The organism is Brevundimonas sp. MEB006b (assembly GCF_030209705.1).
GTDB lineage: Bacteria > Pseudomonadota > Alphaproteobacteria > Caulobacterales > Caulobacteraceae > Brevundimonas.
This window is the reverse complement of the sequence record NZ_JARVRL010000005.1, coordinates 593,323-615,080: the sequence shown is the minus strand read 5'-3', so window position 1 is coordinate 615,080 and position 21,758 is coordinate 593,323. Positions and strand designations below refer to the sequence as shown.

The 21,758-nt window shown below is 65.5% G+C and carries 17 protein-coding genes and 1 tRNA gene; 11 read left to right on the top strand and 7 right to left on the bottom strand.

Going from position 1 to position 21,758, the window contains the following annotated elements:
- Positions 1-64: 64 nt before the first annotated feature.
- The gene (gene spbR, locus QRN13_RS09440) at positions 65-1,204 is read left to right on the top strand and encodes a SpbR family protein (RefSeq protein WP_055754841.1); all 1,140 of its coding nucleotides are present in this window, start codon (positions 65-67) and stop codon (positions 1,202-1,204) included.
- 51 nt (positions 1,205-1,255) lie between these two features.
- Here spbR and QRN13_RS09435 read toward each other — a convergent pair whose 3' ends face one another.
- From QRN13_RS09435 to QRN13_RS09425, 3 genes are all read right to left on the bottom strand, one after another.
- Positions 1,256-1,732, bottom strand: coding sequence for an Hpt domain-containing protein (locus tag QRN13_RS09435; RefSeq protein WP_168189913.1), 477 nt, complete (start codon positions 1,730-1,732; stop codon positions 1,256-1,258).
- 61 nt (positions 1,733-1,793) lie between these two features.
- A complete protein-coding gene (locus QRN13_RS09430) occupies positions 1,794-2,588 on the bottom strand; it encodes an NAD kinase (protein ID WP_284877696.1) in 795 nt (264 codons plus the stop codon).
- 31 nt (positions 2,589-2,619) lie between these two features.
- Positions 2,620-3,741: a DUF2336 domain-containing protein gene (locus QRN13_RS09425; protein ID WP_284877695.1), complete on the bottom strand. Its 1,122-nt coding sequence runs from the start codon at positions 3,739-3,741 to the stop codon at positions 2,620-2,622.
- A 172-nt stretch (positions 3,742-3,913) separates the two neighbouring features.
- Between QRN13_RS09425 and QRN13_RS09420 the strand changes: the two genes are divergently transcribed.
- The 4 genes from QRN13_RS09420 (at position 3,914) to QRN13_RS09405 (ending at position 9,869) form a co-directional block, all read left to right on the top strand.
- Positions 3,914-4,678 carry a class II aldolase/adducin family protein gene (locus tag QRN13_RS09420; protein ID WP_284877694.1) on the top strand — a complete coding sequence of 255 codons (765 nt, stop codon included), beginning with the start codon at positions 3,914-3,916 and terminating at the stop codon, positions 4,676-4,678.
- A gap of 35 nt (positions 4,679-4,713) precedes the next feature.
- Positions 4,714-5,448: a hypothetical protein gene (locus QRN13_RS09415; protein ID WP_284877693.1), complete on the top strand. Its 735-nt coding sequence runs from the start codon at positions 4,714-4,716 to the stop codon at positions 5,446-5,448.
- Between the two features lie 111 nt (positions 5,449-5,559).
- Entirely contained in the window at positions 5,560-6,663 is a 1,104-nt protein-coding gene (locus QRN13_RS09410) for an efflux RND transporter periplasmic adaptor subunit (protein WP_055754844.1), read from the top strand.
- The gene (locus QRN13_RS09405; RefSeq protein WP_055754845.1) at positions 6,663-9,869 is read left to right on the top strand and encodes an efflux RND transporter permease subunit; all 3,207 of its coding nucleotides are present in this window, start codon (positions 6,663-6,665) and stop codon (positions 9,867-9,869) included. Before QRN13_RS09410 ends, QRN13_RS09405 begins: the two co-directional genes overlap by 1 nt.
- 4 nt (positions 9,870-9,873) lie before the next feature.
- Here the strand turns inward: QRN13_RS09405 and QRN13_RS09400 are convergent, their stop codons facing one another.
- Entirely contained in the window at positions 9,874-10,377 is a 504-nt protein-coding gene (locus tag QRN13_RS09400) for a c-type cytochrome (protein WP_284877692.1), read from the bottom strand.
- A 151-nt stretch (positions 10,378-10,528) separates the two neighbouring features.
- On the opposite strand from QRN13_RS09400, the gene QRN13_RS09395 reads away from it, so the two are divergent.
- Genes QRN13_RS09395 through QRN13_RS09385 form a run of 3 tightly spaced genes read left to right on the top strand, consistent with a single transcriptional unit; the run spans position 10,529 to position 13,461 of the window.
- Positions 10,529-10,795, top strand: a complete 267-nt coding sequence (locus QRN13_RS09395; RefSeq protein WP_055754847.1) for a FeoA family protein — start codon at positions 10,529-10,531, stop codon at positions 10,793-10,795.
- Between the two features lie 11 nt (positions 10,796-10,806).
- Positions 10,807-12,663 (top strand): ferrous iron transporter B, encoded by a 1,857-nt coding sequence (gene feoB / locus QRN13_RS09390; protein ID WP_502868585.1) that lies wholly within the window; start codon positions 10,807-10,809, stop codon positions 12,661-12,663.
- 33 nt (positions 12,664-12,696) lie between these two features.
- Positions 12,697-13,461 (top strand): prepilin peptidase, encoded by a 765-nt coding sequence (locus tag QRN13_RS09385; protein WP_284877690.1) that lies wholly within the window; start codon positions 12,697-12,699, stop codon positions 13,459-13,461.
- Here the strand turns inward: QRN13_RS09385 and QRN13_RS09380 are convergent.
- Both QRN13_RS09380 and QRN13_RS09375 read right to left on the bottom strand, forming a co-directional pair.
- The gene (locus QRN13_RS09380) at positions 13,458-14,084 is read right to left on the bottom strand and encodes a TetR/AcrR family transcriptional regulator (protein WP_284877689.1); all 627 of its coding nucleotides are present in this window, start codon (positions 14,082-14,084) and stop codon (positions 13,458-13,460) included. The two genes, QRN13_RS09385 and QRN13_RS09380, sit on opposite strands and share 4 nt — an antisense overlap.
- 21 nt (positions 14,085-14,105) lie before the next feature.
- Positions 14,106-14,181: transfer RNA gene (locus QRN13_RS09375), tRNA-Thr, on the bottom strand.
- Between the two features lie 210 nt (positions 14,182-14,391).
- On the opposite strand from QRN13_RS09375, the gene uxaC reads away from it, so the two are divergent.
- Genes uxaC through QRN13_RS09360 form a run of 3 tightly spaced genes read left to right on the top strand, consistent with a single transcriptional unit; the run spans position 14,392 to position 18,777 of the window.
- Positions 14,392-15,807, top strand: coding sequence for a glucuronate isomerase (uxaC, locus tag QRN13_RS09370; RefSeq protein WP_284877687.1), 1,416 nt, complete (start codon positions 14,392-14,394; stop codon positions 15,805-15,807).
- Positions 15,804-17,273, top strand: coding sequence for a mannitol dehydrogenase family protein (locus tag QRN13_RS09365; protein ID WP_284877686.1), 1,470 nt, complete (start codon positions 15,804-15,806; stop codon positions 17,271-17,273). The genes uxaC and QRN13_RS09365 overlap by 4 nt, the downstream gene beginning before the upstream one ends.
- 4 nt (positions 17,274-17,277) lie before the next feature.
- Complete coding sequence (locus tag QRN13_RS09360) at positions 17,278-18,777, top strand: UxaA family hydrolase (protein ID WP_284877685.1); 1,500 nt, start codon at positions 17,278-17,280, stop codon at positions 18,775-18,777.
- A 118-nt stretch (positions 18,778-18,895) separates the two neighbouring features.
- Here the strand turns inward: QRN13_RS09360 and QRN13_RS09355 are convergent, their stop codons facing one another.
- Entirely contained in the window at positions 18,896-21,652 is a 2,757-nt protein-coding gene (locus QRN13_RS09355) for a TonB-dependent receptor (RefSeq protein WP_284877684.1), read from the bottom strand.
- Positions 21,653-21,758 lie beyond the last annotated feature (106 nt).

Below are 21,758 nucleotides of genomic sequence, written 5' to 3'. Positions count from 1 at the left end.
AACCGCCCGTTAAGCATGGCAGTCTCATTCTGGGATCAACGTCCGATTCCATCACGAGCCGTCCATGACCGCCTTCCGCGCCCGCCTGACAGAAGTGGACATTCGACGCCTGATCAAGGCGACGGACGACGATGAGCGGGCCGAGGCGGCGCACAAGCTGTGCCGCAACATGGAGCGCGCGGAACTGAATGAGGACGACAGGGCGGCGGCGCAGAAAATCCTGCGTCTGCTGGCCAATGACGCCGCCGAACTGGTGCGTCGCGCTATGGCCGTGACGCTTAAGGCGTCCGATCTGATTCCCAACGACGTGGCGCGCAAACTGGCCGGGGATCTGGACAGCATCGCCCTGCCGATCATCGCTTCCTCGCCGGCGTTCAGCGACGAGGATCTGATCGAGATCGTGCGCGCCGGATCGGTCGTGCGTCAGGTCGCCGTGGCGGGGCGGGCGCGGGTGTCGCGCGATGTCGCAACAGTGTTGGCGGCCGAAGGATGTGAGCAGTCGGTTCGCACCTTGGCGGCGAATGACAACGCCGACCTGTCCGAAGGGGCGCTGGCGACCGTCGTCGATCGTTTCGCCGAAGCACCTGAAGTGCTGACCGCCGTGGCCTATCGCCAGGTCCTGCCGCTGCATGTGACCGAGCGGTTGATCCAATTGGCCAGCGAGGCGGTGCGCGAACATCTGATCAGCCATCACGCTGTGGCCCCGGAAACTGCGATCCGTCTGGCCCAATACTCTCGTGAGCGGATGACGGTGGATCTGGTCGATCAGGCCAGCGTCAGCACCGATCTGGCGGCCTTCATGACCCAGTTGAACGCCCGTCGCGTCCTGAATGCATCGTTGCTGCTGCGCGGACTGGCGCGGGGTCAGATGGCGATGTTCGAATATGGGCTGGCCGAACTGGCAAACACGCCCCATCACCGCGCCTGGCTGATGGTGCATGACGCCGGTCCGTTGGGGCTGAAGGCAATCTATGATCGCGCGGGTTTGCCGCCGCGCCTGTTCCAAGCCTTCCGCGCGGGGGTCGACACCTGGCGTGCGCTGGCGGCGGAGGGGATCGATACGTCGAGCGCCTATTTCCGCGATCAGATGCTGGAGCGGTTCCTGACCCAGCGTCCGGCCGTACTGCGCGACGATCTGGCCTATCTGATGGAGCGGTTGGATCAGTCGCCGTCGCTCAGTCTGACCGCCGCCAACGCGGCCTAAGAAAAAGGCCCGTCGGAGACGACGGGCCTTTCGCAAACGGCTGGAGGGGCTTCAGCCTGCGAGGTGATCTGCGACGCGCGCTTCCAAGGTCTCGGCCAGGGCGCGGCCGGTCGGATGTTCGTCGGTCTTGATCTGGTCGCGGACGACGGCGCGGATGGCGTCGATGTGGGCGTCAAGGATGGCGATCGGCGCAGTCATGCGGCGATCGGCGTCGTCCAGCATCTTGCACAGCGAACCGGCGATGCGGGTAACTAGCGGATATTCGTAGGTGGTGCCCAAGCCCTTCAGATCATGAGCGCGGAAATACAGAGCCTCGGCGGTGGCGGGGGTGTAGCCCTGCTCACGGATGTCGGCCTGGGCCTTGTCCAGCTTTACGATCTCGTCGTTCAGCCACTGGCCGAACTGGGCCGACATGGCTTTTAGCGCCTCCTCAGCCTTGGCGATGGCGTCGGCGTTGATGCCGAAGCCGCCGCCGACCTTGAGCCGCAGCGAGTTGGTCGGAGGGGTGATCTGCGCCGGATTGCTCATGGCGGGCTCCATAGGACGTTCACCCCAAGATACGGTAGCGGGCTTAAGAAGCCGTGACCGATCAGTTCGCGAACTGTTCGGCCATCACCCGCTCGTCGAACGACCGGCCCGCATCGAAGAGCATGGTCAGGGTGACATCACGACGCTCGCGCACCTCGACGCGGGCGACGCGGCGGACCTCGAAGTTGTCGGCGGTCGCCGAGACCGGGCGTTTGTCGGCCTCCAAAACCTCGAACCGCACCTTGGCGCCGTGCGACAACAGGGCGCCGCGCCAGCGACGAGGTCGGAAGGCGCTAATCGGCGTCAGGGCCAGGATGCGGGCGTCCAATGGGATGATCGGGCCGTGCGCCGACAGGTTATAGGCGGTCGATCCCGCAGGCGTCGCGACGAGGCAGCCGTCGCAGGACAGTTCATCCAGCCGCACGCGCTCATCGACGGTGATGCGCAGCTTGGCCGACTGGCGCGTCTGGCGCAGCAGCGACACCTCGTTGATGGCCAAGCCGGTGTGGACCTCGCCGCTTTCGGTCCAGGCATCCATCTGCAGCGGGTGGATGACGGTCTTTTCGGCCGTCGCGATCCGCTCCAGCAGACCGTTCTCGTCATAGTCGTTCATCAGAAAGCCGACGGACCCCCGGTTCATCCCGTACACGGGCGTACGCTGGCGCAGATTGCCGTGCAGGGTTTCCAGCATCTGCCCGTCGCCGCCTAAGGCCACGATCACATCGGCCTGGTCTTCGGGCACGGCGCCATAGCGGGCGATCAAGGCCTTGCGCGCCGCCTGGGCTTCGGGCCGGTCACTGGCGACGAAGGCCAATCGGGGCGATGACGGCAGGGGGGAGGGGCTTGACTGAGTCACTTGGCGACGTGGCCCGAGCTTAGGGCGAGAGTCAAACGGTCGCGGGCTTCTGCATCATCTGATGGAAGGCGCGAGAGGCGGCGTGTGCGCTCATCGGCGTCGCCTTCCAGCCGCCGTCGGCAGGCATTCCGCCCGAAAGCTTGCGCACTTCCACCAAAAGAGAGGCGAAGACGGCCTTATCCACGCCCACGGCGATGCAGGCCAGGTAAAGCGGTTCGGCGGTCGGCGCGCGGATGGCGTGATGCACCTGAGCCTCACTGAAGCCGCCCAGGGCCGCCAGGGTCTGTTCGAACAGTTCGAAACGCTGTTCTCGTAGCGCGCGGACCAGCAGACCGGGGCGCAGCTGGCCGGCGGCTTGAAGTTTTTCCACCAGTCGTCGTTCCGCGTCGATGCGTGCGCGATCCTCGGTCCGGGCGGACATGGCGCGCCACTCCGGGCTGCCGACAGCCTTCGCCGCCGCGTCCTGAACCGCCGCATTCAACTGGGCGTCGTCGATGCGGAAGCGTTCGCCGATCGACTGACGCAGAGCCTGGCCGACCCATTGATAAAGCTGCTGAGCCAACTGTTCGTTCAGCCTGGGGTGACGCGTCAACGGCGCCCGCAGGCCCGCTATGCGGCGCGAATGATCGACCAGCTTGCGCATGGCGTCTTCGCCAATGTCGGCCGTACGGTTGGACGCCAGCGCCGTCACGGTGACGGGTTCTGCGCGATCGACGATCGTGTCCACGACCGGCCGCGCCAGCTGCGGGCGCCGGGCGACGGCGATCTGATGCTCCAGCGTCGCCTCGATTAGCAGGCGTATCAGGTCGGCGTTTTGTAGAAGCGGGCTGGAGGTGATGACCGGGCGGGCGATCTCGATCTCATCCAGCGCCAGCATATTGACCAGCGCTGGCGGGGCCCAATCGACGCCAGCGATCCGTTCGGACAGGGCCAGTCGAATATCCCGCTCGGCCTGGGCTGTCAGAGCGAGGAAGATGTCGCTGAGCAGCGGCGCGACCTTGGGCGGCGGCGGATTGGATTCACACAGCGAGGTGACGTTCAGCAGCAGGCGCTGACGATCGTCGGCCGAACGGCTGCTGGCCAGCGCCAGAAGCTCAGACACAGTCCGGTCGTCCCAGGCGTCGCGGGGCGGCTCCAGTTGAACGACAGACAAGGCGGCTCCCCGAACCGGCGACGATGCTTAACCATATGCTTGCGTGATGAAGACCGGGTTAAGCAAGGCCGCTGCAGGGGGTGACGTCACGTCAACGGCGGCTTGTCGGCTTGACGACGCGACCGCGCGGGGTGACGGTTTGTAAAAGCCCATCCAGAGGCAGGAGGAAATCATGGCGGACGGAACCAGTCCCTCGATCAAGACGCGCGTATCCGAAGCCGAATGGCAGGTCCGTGTCGAACTGGCGGCCCTCTATCGGCTGGTCGCCTTGAACGGTTGGGACGACATGATCTTCACCCATATCTCGGCGCGCGTGCCCGGGCCGGACCATCATTTCCTGATCAATCCGTACGGCTTCTATTTCGACGAGATTACGGCCTCGTCACTGGTGAAGGTCGATCTGGAAGGGAACATCGTCCAGGACACGCCCTATTTCATCAATCCGGCGGGCTTCACGATCCACTCGGCCGTCCACGCCGCGCGCGAAGACGCCAAGTTCGTCATCCATCTACATACAGTGAACGGCGTGGGCGTCGCCGCTCAGGCCGAAGGTTTGCTCCCCGTCAGTCAGAACGCGTGTTTACTACAGCATCAGGTTGCGTATCATGGATACGAGGGGTTGGCTCTGAACCATGACGAACGCGAACGTCTGGTCGCCGACCTGGGGGACAAACCGCTGATGCTGCTGCGAAACCACGGCACGCTGGCGGTCGGGGAAACGGCGGCTCAAGCATGGATCGGCATCTTCTTCCTGGAGAGGGCCTGCGCGCAGCAGGTTGCGGCTCTGTCCGGCGGGCGCGAGCACATCTTGCTGGCGCCGGACGAGGCGCAAGCCGAGACCAAGGAGCAGGGGCGCGGAATCGGCTTCATCTCGTCGCTGGCCTGGCCGGGCGCTCTGCGACAGCTGGATCGCAAGTCGCCGGGCTACGACGCCTAATTCCCGTTGTCGCGGGGGCTCTGGCCCTCGCGGCATTGACGCCGACTGAAGTCGTCGCCGGCGCCTGGACCCAGCCGAAGGGCAAGGGCCAAGCGATCGTCAAATACGAGCGGCTGAGCGCCGACACGGGCTTTGACGCTGCTGGCGAGGAGCGTGATCTGCCGGGCCGGCGGCGCGACGCGACATTGGGTCTGTTCGCCGAATACGGCGTGGCGGATCGTCTGACGCTTCAGCTGAAGGCGGACTGGCAGGACGGCGAGGACGCCTTCGTCGATTACAGCGGGCGCGGCCCAATCGAGATCGGTGCGACCTGGCAGGTCTGGCGCGACGACCAGAACGCCGTCAGCCTTTACGGCGGCTATACCCAGGCCGGGGAGGGGCGCAACGCCGGCTATGCCGCGCCGGGCGTCGGCGATCACGATTGGGAGGCGCGCGTGTCGGTCGGCCGGTCCCTCGGCGAGATGGGCGAGCGCTGGGGAATGGACGGCGCATTCGTCGAGCTTCAGGCCGCACGCCGTCTGCGGGACGGCTTGCCGGATGAAACCCGCATCGACGCCACGGCGGGCGCCCGGATCGGCGAGGATTGGATGATGCTGGGTCAGGCGTTCGGCGGCGCGGCCGACGGCGGCGCGCGCTGGCTGTCCTTGGAAGCCTCGGTGGTGCGTGATTCCGGCGCCTGGAGCTTGCAGGCCGGATGGAGACAAACCGTCGCAGGCCAGGAGATTCCCATCAGCCGCGGGCCCGTTCTTTCGATCTGGAGACGATTTTAGGCAAGATTTCCGCGACGGAAAATGTGATCCGGCACGTTACTGATACGTAACATTGCGCGCACTTCATTACCCGGTAATGCATGCGGCGTCCCCTGACCGAGAGACCCCCGCGTGATCAAACGTCACTTCTTCCTCGTCGCCGCCGCTGTCTTGCTTGCCCTGATGGTCGTTGCCGCCATCGTCAAAGTCTCCGCGGGAGATGAAAAGAAGGCGGCAGGGCCGGGCGGCGGTCGCGGACGCGGGGCGCAGCAGGTGTCCGAGGCCGTCGTGGCGCAGCGACCCTTCTCGGATCAAATTCGCGTCTTGGGCGTAGCGCGCGGCGAGCGGTCGGTGAACGTCACCTCTTCGACCACCGAACTGATCACCCGCGTCCTGTTCGCGGACGGCCAGTACGTCTCGGCCGGCGCGCCACTGGTCGAACTCCAAGCGCGTGAAGAAGACGCGGCCATTATCGAGGCTCGCGCCAACGTCAATCAGGCCCAGCGTGAATACGATCGCTACAAGGCCCTGGCCGACCGGGGCGTTGCGCCCCAGGTCATGCTGGAACAGGCCGAGACCGGGTTGGAAACCGCGCGGGCGTCGTTGCAGGCGGCCCAGGCGCGTCGGGGCGACCGGGTGATCCGGGCGCCATTCTCCGGGCGCGTCGGTCTGACGACGGTGACGCCCGGCACGCTGATCAACCCGGGCGCGGTGATCACGACGCTGGACGACACGTCGACGATCCGCGTCGATTTCCCCCTGCCTGAGCGCTATCTGAACCTGCTGCGTCCCGGCGCCCAGCTGACGGCGACGGCAGACGCCTATGGCGACGAGCCGTTCACTGGGCGGATCGCCCTGATCGACACGCGCGTCAACGAAACGACCCGCGCCGCAACCGCGCGCGCGGAGTTCCCCAACCCCGGCGGTCGCATCCGTCCCGGCATGTTGATGCGCGTGGCGGTCCAGCAGGGCCAGCGTCAGAGCGCCGCCGTGCCCGAGTCGGCCGTGCAATATGAAGGCGCCGGCGCCTTCGTCTATCGCATCGCGCCCGGCCAGAACGGCTCCACCGCGCAGCGGGTCGAGGTCGAGACCGGGGCCGTCGAGAACGGCTTTGTTGAAATCCTGTCCGGCATCGAGGCGGGCGACCGCATCGTCGGATCGGGCCTGAACCGTATTCAGCCGGGCGCACCGGTCAGCGTGGGCGGCCAGGGTCGCAAGTCGGGCGCCGCCAAATGATGCTGTCCGACGTTTCGGTCCGGCGGCCAGTCTTCGCGGCCGTCGCGGCCATCGTGCTGTGCGTCATCGGCGCGGCGGCCTTCTTCTTCCTGCCCGTGCGTGAACTGCCCGACGTCGATCCGCCGATCGTGTCGGTCAACACCAGCTACGCCGGCGCCTCGGCCGAGGTGATCGAAAGCCGCATCACCGAGCCGGTTGAGCAGCAGATCGCCGGCATCCAGGGCGTCGAACGCATCAACTCGACTAGCCGCGACGGACGCTCCAACGTGAACATCGAGTTCTCGCTGGACCGCAACATCGACGACGCCGCCAACGACGTACGCGACCGCGTCAGCCGCGTGGTCGGCCGCCTGCCGGACCAGGCCGACCCGCCTGAGGTGGCCAAGGCCGATTCCGACAGCCAGCCGATCATCATCGTCTTCCTGCGCTCGACCAGCATGAACCGGCTGCAGCTGACCGATTACGCTGACCGCTATCTGATCGACCGGATGGCGACGGTGCCTGGCGTGGCCCAGGTCAACATATATGGCGAGCAGCGCTATTCGATGCGCATCTGGCTGGATTCCGCCGCCATGGCGGCGCGGGGCCTGACGGTCAACGACGTCGAGACGGCCCTGACGAACCAGAACGTCGAACTGCCCGCCGGCTCGCTGGAATCGACGGACAAGGACTACACCGTCCGCGTGGCGCGCACCTACGCGCTGCCGGAAGACTTCCGCCAACTGCCCATCGGCACGCGAGGCTCGGCCTCGGCCTCAGCGACGGTCGCCACAGGCACGGGCAGCGGATCGTCGGCCATCATCCAGGGGCAGCCGACCTATGTGACGCGCCTGGGCGACATCGCCCGCGTCGAGGAAGCGCCGGAAGAAGACCGGCGTCTTTTCCGTGGCAACGGGATGGATCAAATTGGCCTCGCCGTGACCCGTCAGGCGCAGTCGAACGACCTGGCCATCTCGGACGGCGTCCACAAGATGATCGAGGAAATCCGGCCGACCTTGCCGCCGGGTGTGACCATCGAGGTCGGGTCCGACAACTCGGTCTTCACCTCGCACGCGATCGACGAGGTCTGGATCACCATCGGCATCTCCATGGCCCTGGTGGCCCTGGTGAACTTCATCTTCCTGGGCAGCCTGCGGGCGGCGCTGATCCCGTCCATCGTGGCGCCGATCTGTCTGCTGGCGACCTTCATCGTCTTGGCGCCGCTGGGCTTTTCGCTGAATCTGCTGACGCTGCTGGCTCTGGTGCTGGCGATCGGCCTGGTTGTGGATGACGCCATCGTCGTGGTCGAGAATATTCAGCGTCGCCTGGACCTGGGCGAACCGCCTCTGGTCGCGGCCGAACGCGGCGCGCGCCAGGTCTTCTTCGCGGTCGTGGCCACGACCATCGTGCTGCTATCGGTCTTCGCGCCCCTGCTGTTCTTGCCCGGATATGTCGGGCGTCTGTTCGTAGAGCTGGCGGCGGCGATCGCGGCGGCCGTGGCCTTCTCCGCCTTCCTGGCGCTCAGCCTGTCGCCGATGCTGGCCTCCAAGATTTTGCGACCCGCCCATGGCGGCGGCTGGGTGGCGCGCAAGGTCGACTGGGGCATGGACCGGCTGAAGTCTTCCTATGGCCGGTCGCTTGATATGCTGTTGGGCCGTCGCATCGCGGTGATCGGCGTCGGCGCCCTGATCCTGCTGGTCGCAGCGGGGGCGGGCGGCATCTTCCTGACCCTGCCTAACGAACTGGTGCCGGACGAGGATCGCGGTCGGGTTACGGTGCGCGTCGCAGGGCCCGAAGGCGCGGGCTTCGACTATACCCGCAAGATCATGCTGGGGCTGGAGCCGTTGCTGGCCGAATACAAGACGAGTGGCGAGGCCGACAGCTATCTGGTGTCCGCGCCCGGCTTCGGCGGCGGCAGCTTCAACTCGGGCAACGCCGTCCTCACGCTCGCCGACTGGTCCAAGCGCGACCGCTCGGCGGCCGAGATCGCTCAGGAACTGAACGGCAAGCTGCGCGGCCAGACGGGCGCCCAGGTCAACGCTTCGACGCCCGGCGCCTTCCAGCGTGGCGGCGGCAACTCCAACTCCATCGAGCTGATCGCGACCGGCAGCGACTATCAGCAGATCTACGCCTGGCTCCAGCCTATGCTGGCTGCGGCCCAGGCCAATCCCGGCTTCTCGCGTCCACGCCTGAACTATGAGCCGAACTCGCCGCGTCTGCTGGTCGATGTCGATCCGCAGAAAGCCGCCGCGCTGGGCGTTTCGTCCCAGTCGATCGGCCGCACGCTCGAGACCATGTTCGGCTCTCGCCGCGCCACGACCTACATCAAGGGCGGTCAGGAATACGACGTCATCCTGCAGACGGAGCGTGACAATCGTCGCGAGGTCGCCGACCTAGAAGCCCTGTATGTCGCGACCGGGGGCGGCCAACTGGTGCCGCTGTCGGCCGTGGTCACGACCAAGACCAGCGGCGACACGCCGGACCGTCGCCGTCTGGATCGTCAGCGCGCGATCTCCCTGCAGGCCGACCTCAATCCCGGCACCACGATCGACGACGCGATACAGTTCCTGAACGCCGAGGCGGCCAAGCAGCCGCAAGGCGCCGTCGTCACCCAGTGGGGTGGCGCGGCGCGCGATCAGCAGGAAGCGGGCGGGGCCGTGTTCGCGGCCTTTGGTCTGGCGCTGTTGCTGGTCTTCCTGGTTCTGGCGGCCCAGTTCGAGAGCTGGATCACGCCTGCGGTCATCATGTTGACGGTGCCGCTGGCGGCGGCGGGCGGGCTTTTCGGCCTGCTGATGGCGGGCTCCAGCCTGAACATCTACAGCCAGATCGGCCTGATCATTTTGATCGGCGTGGCGGCCAAGAACGGCATTCTGATCGTTGAGTTCGCCAACCAACTGCGCGACCAGGGGCGGTCGATCCGGGAGGCGATCATCGAGTCGTCGTCCTTGCGGCTACGTCCAATCATCATGACCTCGATCGCAACCGCCTTCGGCGCTCTGCCGCTGGTGCTGTGGCAAGGCGCAGGCGCCGGCAGCCGTCAGACGATCGGCGTGGTGATCTTCACCGGAGCCATCTTCGCCACCGTTCTGACCCTGTTCGTGGTGCCGGTGATCTATGGCGTCCTGGCGCGCTTCACCAAGTCGCCGGAATGGACCGCCCGCAAGATCGAGGAGTGGGAAGCCCAGGAACTGCGCGAAGGCGGCCCCAAGGAACTGCCCGAGGCCTGACGGATCAAGCGGCGGGCGCAGGCTCCGGCTTGTAGCCCGTCTCCACCTTCAGGAAGGCGATGACGTCGCGGCGATCCGTGGCGTCGGGCAGACCGGGGAAGGTCATCTTGTTGCCGGGCAGGAAGGTGCGCGGATTTTCCAGCCAGTGATCCAGCTTCTCGGCGTCCCAGGTGAAGTTCGCCGTGCGCATGGCGTTGGAATAGTTATAGCGCGGACGATCTCCCGCCTTGCGGCCGAACACACCGTATAGGTTTGGCCCCGCCATGTCCGGGCCGCCTTCGCCTATGGTGTGGCAGGCGCGACAGCGCGCAAACGCCCGACGCCCGTTCTCGAGATCGCCCGCATTGTAGGGGGCGGGCAGGGAGGCCAGCAGGGTCGCCTTTTCTGCATCCGTCAGCACGTGAACCGGCGCGGCAGGCGTGGTTGCGGACGGCTCGCCCTGACCACAGGCGGCCAAGGTCAAAACCGGGGCCAGAAAAAGGGGTGCGACGAGGGCGTGGCGTGTCATGGCGGCTTCCTGTTTGCCTTGTGATAGCGCAACGCACCGGCGCGGCAATTGGTCAAGCTGTCCTGCTGGACGTAGCCCCCTCGCACCTGATAATCAGTGTCAAAGAAACGCGGAGCCGTTGGGGAGCGGCCTCGCCCGTGCGAGCGTAGAATTGACCGACACCATCAAGTTGAGCCAAGCCCGACGCGGCGATCGCGGCGTCATCGTTCAGGTGGGCGCCCATTGTCACCATCAGGGCGAGGCGGTCGAGCTGGAACGTCGTCTGCTGGAACTGGGCTTTGTCGAAGGCGCGCAGATCGAACTGCTGCACGAAGGTCTGTTCGGACGCGACCCCATCGCGATGAAGGTGGACGACATGCGCGTGGCCCTTCGTCGTCACGAGGCGGAAAGCCTGTCGATCCGGCTGGGCGCCGCCTGATGGACATTGCGATGAAGACCGCTCGCGTCGCTCTGGTCGGCAATCCCAACAGCGGCAAGACGGCTCTGTTCAACGCCCTGACCGGCGCTCACCAGAAGGTCGCCAACTATGCCGGCGTGACGGTGGAGCGCAAGGAAGGCCTGATCCGCGCCGCCTCGGGCCGCACGATGTCGGTGCTGGACCTGCCCGGCACCTATTCCCTGCGCGCGCGCAGCCCGGACGAGGAGGTCACGCGCGACGCCGTTCTGGGGCGATTGGCCGGCGAGACGCCGCCCGACGTGGTGGTCTGCGTCGCGGACGCCACCAATCTGCGCCTGGTCCTGCGCCTGGTTCTGGAGCTGAAGACCGTGGGTCGGCCGATGGTTCTGGCACTGAACATGTATGACATCGCCCAGCGCCAGGGCCTGCGCATCGATCTGGAGCGACTGCGCGCCGAACTGGGCGTGCCGATCATCACCACCGTGGCCACGCGCAAGCGCCGCATCGACGATCTGGTTGCCGCCATCGAGGACCAGGCCGCCGTCGCCGCCGTGACCGAAAGCCAATGGCGCAGTCCGGACGCCGCCGAGTTACGAACCGCCGCCCGCGAAGCCGAGCGGATCATGAAGGCCTGCGTCCGCCCCCCCGAACGGCCTGACACACTCACCGGCAGGATCGACTCGGTGCTGCTGCATCCGGTCGGCGGGCTGCTGATCCTGTTCGCCCTGCTGTTCGTGATGTTCCAGGCCGTGTTCAGCTGGGCCGCGCCCGTAATGGACGGCATCGAGGCCGGCATCGCCTGGTTGGGCGGTCTGGTCGCCAATGTGCTGCCCGACGGTCTGCTGCAAAGCCTGATCGTGGACGGCATCATTTCCGGCGTCGGCAGCGTGCTGGTGTTCCTGCCGCAGATTCTGATCCTGTTCCTGTTCATCATCGCGCTGGAAGACTTCGGCTATATGGCCCGCGCGGCCTTCCTGATGGACAAGATTATGGGCGGGGCGGGGCTGCACGGCCGGGCCTTCATCCCGCTGCTGTCCAGTTTCGCCTGCGCCATTCCCGGCGTCATGGCGGCGCGGGTGATCGATTCCCGGCGTGACCGCCTGACCACCATCCTGGTCGCGCCGCTGATGACTTGCTCAGCGCGCATCCCGGTCTATACGCTGATCATCGCCGCCTTCATTCCGAATGAGATGGTCTGGGGCTTTGCGAACCTGCAGGGCCTTGTGATGTTCGGCCTCTACGCCGCCGGCATCGTCAGCGCCCTGATCGTGTCCCTGCTGATCCGCAAGGTGTTTTGGCGCGGTGCGGTCGAGCCCTTCATGATGGAGCTTCCGGCCTACAAGACGCCGGACCTGCGCAGCGTGGGCTTCAATCTGTGGCTCCGGGCCAAGATTTTCCTGAACCGGGCGGGCCGCATCATCCTGCCGCTCGTGATCATTCTTTGGGTGCTGGCGACCTTCCCCTATCCGCCGGAGAATGCGACCCTGCCGGCCATCGACTATTCGTTCGCCGGCATGATCGGCCGGGCGCTCGAGCCCATTTTCGCGCCCATCGGCTTCAACTGGCAGATGGTCATCGCCCTGATTCCTGGCATGGCGGCGCGCGAGGTCGCGGTCGCGGCGCTGGGCACCACCTACGCCATCGCAGACGCCGAGAATGCGACGGGGCTTCTGGCCTCGACCCTGGCGTCGCACTGGTCTCTGGCGACGGCGCTGTCCTTCCTGGCCTGGTACATCTTTGCGCCCCAGTGCGTAGCGACCTTGGGCGTCGTGCGGCGCGAGACCAACTCGCTGAAATGGACCTGGATCATGATCGGCTACATGTTCGGTCTGGCCTATCTGGCGTCGCTGGTGACCTATCATGTGGCGGTGGCGCTCGGAGGCGGTTAAGCCTGAGCGGTTCGCCGCCTTCGGGACGTCTTGATGAATCCTGTACTCGCCGCCGCCGTCATGGGCGGGCTGGGCCTGATCGTCGGCAGTTTCATCGCCGCCGTCAGCGTTCGCCTGCCGCGCGACGAGGACATCGTCGTCGCCCGCTCGCGATGCCGGGGCTGCGATCAGACGCTACGTCCCTGGGAGCTTGTGCCGGTCTTCAGCTGGCTTACCTTGCGCGGGCGTTGTGCGCGATGCCACACCCGGATTTCGCCGCGTTATCCCCTGATCGAACTGGCGTCGGCCGGCGTCGGGATCTGGGCCGGCGTGTGGGGCGCGACAGGCGGCGCCTCAACGTTCATGATCGCCGTCACGGCCGTTCTGGGTTGGCAGCTGTTGCTGATCGCCATCGTCGATGGTGAACACTTCTGGCTGCCGGATAGTCTGACGCTGCCCTTGATCTCGACAGGCGTCACGGTCGCGCTAATTCTGGATTGGAGCCTTGGCTTTTCCCATCTGATTGGCGCTGCCGTCGGGTTTTGTGGTCTGTGGCTGGTCGGCTGGCTGTATCAACTCGTCCGCAAGCGCCAGGGACTGGGGGGAGGCGACCCCTTCCTGTTCGCGGGGGCAGGGGCCTGGGTCGGCTGGATGGGCCTGCCCAGCGTGCTGCTGTGGGCCTGCGCGGTCGGGCTCAGTCTGGTCTTCGGCATTTTGGTGGTCCGGCGCAGCGTCAGCGGATCGGAGAAGCTGCCGTTCGGCGTTTTCCTGGCCGTCGGGATCTGGATGACCTGGCTGTATGGGCCGTTGGGCCTCTAACGCCCCGTCGTCAGCTTGACGATGATGATGGCCGCCGTATCCAGGATGGCTTCGGGCGTATCGGCCCGTCGCAACAGATCGAAACTGGCCGCCGTCGACTCCGCGATGGAGGCGATCTGGTAAGAGGCCAGACGCGGATTGTAGTCCTTGGGGTGCAGACCGCTGGCGTGGGCCTGGGCCACGCGGCGTTCGATGGACAGGTGAAGCCGGCGCAAACGGCGCACCCGGCTTTCGACGAAGGCCGCGTCGCCATTGTCCGCCAGCATATGTTCGACACGCAGCACCTGACCGTGGCTGCGCCAGATGGCCATCACATTCAGAATAAAGGCGCGCGCGATGACGAAGGCCTTGTCGCCCGGCCAGTCGGCCTGGAAATGCGCGGCCAATCCCTGGAAATCCGTCGCGGCGACCTCGCACAGCGCCAGAACAGGCTCTTCGACCGTCTTGAAATAGGTGTAGAAGTTGGACGGCGACACGCCGGCGGCCGAGGCCAGATCGGCGACGCGGATTTCCCCGTAATGCCGCTCGTTCAACAGGCTTTGGGTAGCGTCGAGGATCGCTTGGCGGGTTCTGCCGCCTCGCGCACCGATCTTGTGGCCCAGCTTGTTGGTTGTGTCGGCCATGTCCCCGATGGTCGAAAGGCGTGGTGCCGGCTGCAGGAATCGAACCCGCGACATCCAGTTTACAAAACTGGCGCTCTACCAACTGAGCTAAGCCGGCCCGCACGGGCGGTGAGCGGCCCTTATGTCCAGCCTCGCGCCCGGACGCAAGGCGCCAGCGCCGCCTTGCCTAAAATCCGACGTCCGACGCCGAAAACAAGCTGAGGTTCGATGATGGTAACCGGTGTCTTTTTGCGGTCCATGTTGTAGGCTTGTTGGATCAAGATCGAGAGGCGAACCAAGCCTCCGCCACGAGGCAATGAGAAACGCTATGGTTCATCCGCTCAAACTGAACCCTGATCGCCTGTTTCCGGCGGACGCCGACACCCGGGCGATCGCGCGTCGTCTGTATGGTGAGATCAAGGGGCTGCCGATCATCAGCCCGCATGGCCATACGGACCCGAGCTGGTTTGCGCTGAACGAACCTTTCGCCAATCCGGCCGAACTTCTGATTACGCCCGATCACTACGTCTTCCGCATGCTGCACTCGCAGGGCATGGCGATGGAGGATCTGGGCGTGCCGCGCGCCGATGGCGGGCCGGTCGAGAGCGATCCGCGAGAGATCTGGCGGCGCTTCGCCGAGAACTATCACCTGTTCCGGGGGACGCCTTCGCGGATGTGGCACGACTGGGTCTATGCCGAGGCCTTCGGCATCGACGTGCGCCTGTCGGCCGAGACGGCGGACCACTATTACGACGTGATCGATGCGGCCCTGAAGACCGACGCCTTCAGGCCGCGCGCGCTGTTCGACCGTTACAATATCGAGGTCCTGACCACGACCGAGAGCCCACTCGATACGCTGGAGCATCACAAGACCATCGCAGCCTCGGGCTGGAAGGGACGGGTGCTGACCGCCTATCGCCCGGATCCGGTTATTGACCCGGACTATGAGGGTTTCCGCGACAATCTGAAAATCCTGGCCGATCAGACCGGCCGCGATACGCTGTCGTGGGACGGATACCTACAAGCCCTACGCGATCGCCGGGTCTTCTTCATCGAAATGGGCGCCACCTCGACCGATCACGGCCACCCGACGGCCTTCACCGCAGATCTGCCTAAGGCCGAAGCCGAGGCCCTGTTCCGGCGTGTGTCGACGGCGCCCGCCAGCGCCGCCGACGCTGAACTGTTCCGCGGCCAGATGCTGACCGAAATGGCCGCCATGTCGGTCGAGGATGGTCTGGTGATGCAGCTTCACCCCGGCAGCTTCCGTAACCACTCGGCCACCGTCTTCAACCGTTTCGGCCGCGACAAGGGCTGCGATATTCCGACCCAGACCGACTACGTGCGCGCGCTGAAGCCGCTGCTGGATCGGTTCGGCTCGGACAGCCGTCTGTCTCTGATCCTGTTCACCTTGGACGAAACCACTTACAGCCGCGAACTCGCGCCACTCGCCGGCCACTATCCGGCTCTGAAGCTGGGACCCAGTTGGTGGTTCCACGACAGTCCCGAAGGGATGCGTCGCTTCCGCGAGCAGGTCACCGAGACGGCTGGCTTCTACAATACCGTCGGCTTCAACGACGACACCCGCGCCTTCCTGTCCATTCCCGCCCGTCATGACGTGGCGCGGCGCATGGACTGCGGCTTCCTGGCTAAACTGGTCGTCGAGCATCGGATGGAGGAGGACGAGGCTCACGAACTGGCCCACGCTCTGACCTATGGCCTGGTCAAGGCGGCCTACAAGCTGTGAGTAGACTGAACCAAGCCGGCCTGACGGGGCTGCCCGCCGACATCGCCGTCCCCGGCTACGACCGCGCCCAGGTGAAGACGGGTGTCGTCCATCTGGGCATCGGCGCCTTCCACCGCGCCCACCAGGCGGTCGTGTTCGACGATGCGATCAGGTCGGGCGATCCGCGCTGGGGTGTGCTGGGCGCTTCGCTTCGGTCGCCCGGCGTACGCGATCAGCTGAATCCGCAGGACGGGCTGTACACCCTGGTCGTGCGTGACGGATCGGACGAGCATCTGCGGGTGATCGGCGCCTGCGCGGGCGTGATGGTCGGGCCGGAAGATCCCGCCGCCCTGGTCGCCGCCATGGCCGATGCCGACGTCCACATCGTCACCCTGACTGTGACCGAAAAGGGCTATCGCCTCGATCCGGCGACCGGCGACCTGCTGCTAGACGACCCGGAGGTGGCGGCGGACTTGGCCGACATCGGCTCGCCCCGCACGGCGCCGGGCTTCATCGTCGCCGCGCTTCAGGCCCGCAAGGCGGCGGAACTGAAGCCCTTCACCGTCATCAGTTGCGACAACCTTCCCCACAACGGCAAGCGCATCCGGGACGGGGTGCTGGCGATGGCGCGCCAGATCGACCCGGCGCTGGCGGACTGGATCGAGGCCGAGAGCGCCTTTCCCCAGACGATGATCGACCGGATCGTCCCGGCGACCATTCCCGACGACATCGCCCGCCTGACCGCCCGTTTGGGCGTCGAAGACCAGGGCATGGTCAAGGCCGAACCCTTCATCCAGTGGGTGATCGAGGATCGGTTCGCCGGCGAACGGCCGGACTTCGCGTCGCTCGGCGTGCAACTGACCGACGCGGTCGAACCGTGGGAGGACGCCAAGCTGCGCCTGCTGAACGGCGCCCACTCGGCTATCGCCTATCTGGGCGCCCTGTCGGGGCACGAGCATGTCCACGAGGCCGTCGCCGTCCCCGCCTTCCGCGCCTATGTCGAGGCCCTGTGGGACGAGGCCCAGACCACGCTGAACCCGCCGCCGGGTCTGGATATTCCGGCCTATCGCGACGAACTGATGGCCCGTTTCTCCAACTCGGCCCTGATGCACCGGACGCGCCAGATCGCCATGGACGGCTCGCAGAAGCTGCCCCAGCGCCTGCTGGCCGGCGCCGCCGAACGGTTGGCGGCGGGGCAGGGTATCGACGCCATGGCCTTGGGCGTCGCCGCCTGGATGAAGTGGCAGTCGGGGGTGACCGAAACGGGCGAGACAGTCGTCGTCGACGATCCGCTAGCGGCCAAGACGTATGAACTGTTGGCTGGCGCCGACACCGATCAGGCGCGCGTTTCGGCCTTGCTGAGCCTGTCTGCCGTCTTCCCGCCCGCGCTGGCCGCTGACAACCGGTTCGCCGCAGCGGTCACGTCCGCCTATCTGTCGCTCAGCCAGAACGGCGCCGTCGAGGTCGCGCGTCTGGTCGCGGAGTAAATCCATGTCTCGCGTCCTGATCCTGAACCCCGCCGACGACGTCGCCATCGCCCTGGACGACATCGCCAGCGGCGATACGCCTGATGGCCTGAACGCGCCAGCGCGCGCTGACATCGCCACCGGCCACAAGATCGCCCGTCATGCAGTGGAGGCGGGCGGTCTGGTCCGCCGCTACGGCCAGGTCATCGGACGCGCCAAGACCGCCATCGCCGCCGGTGCTCACGTCCACGTCCACAACCTGGCCATGGCGGAGGACGGGCGTGAAGCCGAGGTCGGGGCCGACCTGCGTCCGCCTGCGCCGTTGTCGGGCGTGACGTTCAGCGGCATCGTTCGCCCAGGCGGCCGCGTCGGCACGCGCAACTATATCGGCGTCCTGACCAGCGTGAACTGTTCGGCCACAGTGGCGCGCCGCATCGCCGACGCCTTCCCGGATTCCATCCTGCCTGCGGGCGTCGATGGCGTGGTCGCTTTCACTCACCAAGGCGGTTGCGGCGGCTCATCGCTCAGTAGCGACGTCACCCTGCTGCAGCGGACCTTGGCCGGTTATGCCCGGCACCCGAACTTCCATTCCATCCTGATCGTAGGCCTGGGCTGCGAGGCCAATCAGATACCCGCCTGGCTCGCCAACGAAGGCCTTCAATCCGGCCCGCATCTGCACGCCCTGACGATCCAGGAGGCTGGCGGCACGGCCCGGGCGATCGAGGCCGGGATCGAGATCGTACGCGATCTGGTCGTGGACGCCGCCAAGGTCCAGCGCCAACCTGTCTCCGCTTCTCACCTGACCGTCGGCTTGCAATGCGGCGGTTCAGACGGCTGGTCCGGGGTTACCGCCAATCCGGCCTTGGGCGCCGCAGTCGATCTGCTGGTCGCGCACGGGGGCTCGGCCATGCTGTCGGAAACGCCCGAAATCTGGGGTGCGGAACACCTGCTGCTGCGGCGCGCGGCGTCGCAGAAGGTTGCGGACAAGCTGAACGCGCGTCTGGCGTGGTGGCGCGACTATGCGGATCGCCATCAGATGGAGCTGAACAACAATCCGTCGCCCGGCAATCTGAAGGGCGGTTTGACGACCATTCTGGAGAAGTCGCTGGGTGCGGTAGCCAAGTCCGGTTCCACCCCGCTGAACGACGTGATCGGTTACGCCGAACCGCTTCGGGCCAAGGGCCTCAGCTTCATGGACAGCCCCGGTTACGACCCGTGCTCGGCTACGGGCCAGATCGCCTCGGGCGCCAGTCTGATCGTCTTCACCACCGGCCGGGGCTCGGTCTTCGGCGCTAAGCCCGCTCCATCGATCAAGGTCGCCTCCAACGCCAAGCTGGCGAACTGGATGGACGAGGACATGGACATCGACGCCTCGCCCGTCCTGACCGGAACCAGCCTGGCCGAGGTCGGCGGCGTCATCTTCCAGAAAATGCTAGATGTCGCATCAGGCGAGCCATCCAAATCCGAGGCGCTCGGCATCGGCGACAACGAGTTCGTGCCCTGGCAGGTGGGAGCGTATCTGTAGAGGCGGCGAGGGATCCGAAAACCTCAATCACCGCCTTTTTCCTGGGTAAAAAAGAAGGCCCGGAGCTGTCCGCTCCGGGCCTTTAGTTTGTCACGCTGGAGGCGTCAGGGAGTGAAGCTCAATACTTCCAGCGCAATCCCACGGCGATCTCTCGGCCGGTATGACGGTAGTCGGACACGCGGTTGGTCACGTCGATGTAACGGTCGGTGTAGGCGTCCGTCAGATTGATGCCTTCGAGCGAGAAGGTCAGGTTCGGCGTGAACTCGTAGGACATGGAGGCATCGACATTGGTGGTGTCGTTGACGCCTTCTTCGGAGTTGCCGTTCGCGCCGGGGAAGGACAGCAGATACTGGCTGCGGTGTGCGATCGAGACGCGGGCCTGGAACGGGCCATCCTCATAATACAGGGTCGCGTTGGCGGTGTTCTTCGACTGGCCCGTCAGGCGGTTTTTGCCGGCCGTGCCGTAGCTGACTTCGGAATCAACCCACGTGACGTTCCCGGTGAAGCCAAAGTTGGACCAAAGACCGGGCAGGAAGGTGAAGGGTTGTTGATACTGGATTTCGATTCCCTTCAGCGCACCGCCTTCGCCGTTCAGGCGGCGCGTGACCTGGAAGATGTCAGTCGGGCTTGCAGCGCCCTGAAGCAGTTCGTTGGGCAGGCCCAACTGATTGTAGGGGATGCCGACCGTCTCTGATGTGATAAAGCTGTCGATGTCTTTGTAGAAGACGGCGGCGGCCAGAAGGCCCTCATTCTGGAAATACCACTCGACCGAGACATCGTAGTTGGTGGCGCGGAACGGATCGAGCAGCGGGTTTCCGTAGGAGACGGTGCGGGTGGTCGGCGAGACGCTGCCGCCTGGCGTCAGATCGCCTAGGGTCGGACGCGACATCACCTTGGCGGCGCCCAGGCGGATCACGACGTCATCGCGCGGCTCCAGCGCCAGGTTGAAGGATGGCAGGACGTCGTCATAGTCGTTGTCGGTGGTCACGTAGTCGTAGGTCGTGACGGGTGGCGTTCCCACCGCGATGGTTTGCCATCCTTTGGCTGTGACCTCGGTCTGGGCGTAGCGAATGCCCGCATTGCCGCGAAGGACCATGCCCCCAACCGTTGTGTTGAAGTCGGCCTGGAGGAAGACGCCCTTGTCGGTTTCGTCGACCTCACGCTCGCTGCGATTGGGCACCAGGGGATCGTCGTAGAAGCTGAGGAAGTCGGCGATCTTCGAGATGTCGGGGACGATGAAGCGCAGGTCGGAGCCCGCGCCCGCGTCCACGCCGTCCGAGATATCAACGACGCGGCCGATGCTGTCGACGCCAGTCAGACGGTCCGCTCCGGTCGGGTTGGTCTTGGTACGGGTCAAGCCGAAGGTCTCGAAGCCGTAGGTGCGATATTCGCCCCCCAGTTTGAGGGTGAGGGAGTCCGACCAGTCATAGGCCAGCGAGCCGGCGCCGACCTTATTGTCAAAGTTGCCGCCGGCGTTGCTGCGCGTCGCATTGACCAGGGTGAAGCGTTGACCCGAAGTGACGTCAAAGCCGTAGTTTATGCGCGGCCGGCGATCATCCTCGCGGAAGTCGAAGGAATAGCCGTTTACGCCTGCGGCCTCGAAGGCATAGGCGACATTGAGCGGCGTGCGGGCTTCGGATCGGTTGGCGCCGACCTTCAGATTGCCATGCAGCCGGTCGCTGAAATCGTGGCGGACGTTCAGAGAGGCTTGGTAGAAGTTGCTTTCGTTGCGGGTAAAGCCGTTTTCGGCGCGCACCAGCATATTGTCGAAGACGCCGTAGGACAGGATGTTCTGGTCGGCGTCGATCGCATAATCGCGCACGACGACGCTGTTGACGTTGGCGCGACTGAACGACCAGGCTTCGATGTTCGGGCTTTCCAGTTCCGAATTAAACCGCGACCACAGGACGTCCAGCACCGCCTCGGTGCGGTCGCTCGGCCGCCATTGCAGCGCGCCCGTCATGCCCAGGCGGTCTTCCTGAGTATTGCCCAAGGTGTAGCGCGGGATGCGGGGATAGAAGGCGTTCAGGACGGCGTCACGTTGCGCCGTCGTGGTGCAGGGAATGCAGCCGCCGAAGTTCTGGCCGCGCCCATAGGGGTTGCCGGCGGCATTGACGTTTGACGGGTCGCCCTTTTGCCAACGCGTCGTGTTGAAGCTACCCAGGATTGGCGACCGCTCGGAATAGGCGACTGACACCAGGGCGCCAAAGGTTCGGTCCTCGTTCGACCAGCTGAGCAGACCCGCGAGCCGCGGCACCGTCTTCTCAGACAGATCATTGTACGAGCCCTGCACAGACAGGGCGGAGTTCAGGCCGCTGCCGCTGAAGTCCAGGGGGCGACCCGTCTGCAGATCGACGGTGGCGCCCAGCGAGCCCTCTTCGATCTCGGCCGATTGGGTCTTGCGAACCTTGATGCTGTTGAACAGTTCGGACGCGAACATTGAGAAGTCGAAGCTGCGGTTGCGGTTGCCGCCAGACGCAGCTTGGGCTTCCAGGCCGTTGATGCGAGTGCGGGTGAAATCGGAACCCAAACCACGCACCGAGATGGTGGTGCCCTGGCCGTTCACGCGGTCGATGGTCACGCCGGGCAGGCGCTGGATCGCTTCGGCCAGGTTCTGATCGGGGAAGTCGGCCATGTCTTCGGCCAAGATGGCGTCCACCGCTCCGGCTTCGCGGCGCTTGATGTTCAGCGCCTGTTGCAGGCTGGACCGGAAGCCGGTGACGACGATCTCATCGACCACTGTTGCGTCTTGGGCGGCGTCTTGCGTGACGGGTTCTGAGGCAGGAACGGCCTGAGCCGCAGCCGCCGACGCACCCATCAGGGCCGCCAGGGAAACGCCAACCGCGCACAGAGTCCGGGTGTTGGTCCGTCGCATTCGTTCTCTCCCCATCCCGGCGTCCATCTGGCACCGGTGTCATTTTGTGGTATGCCGTCGCGCATATTTGGATTAGCGACGTATCGCTTATTGCAACAGCTTCCCG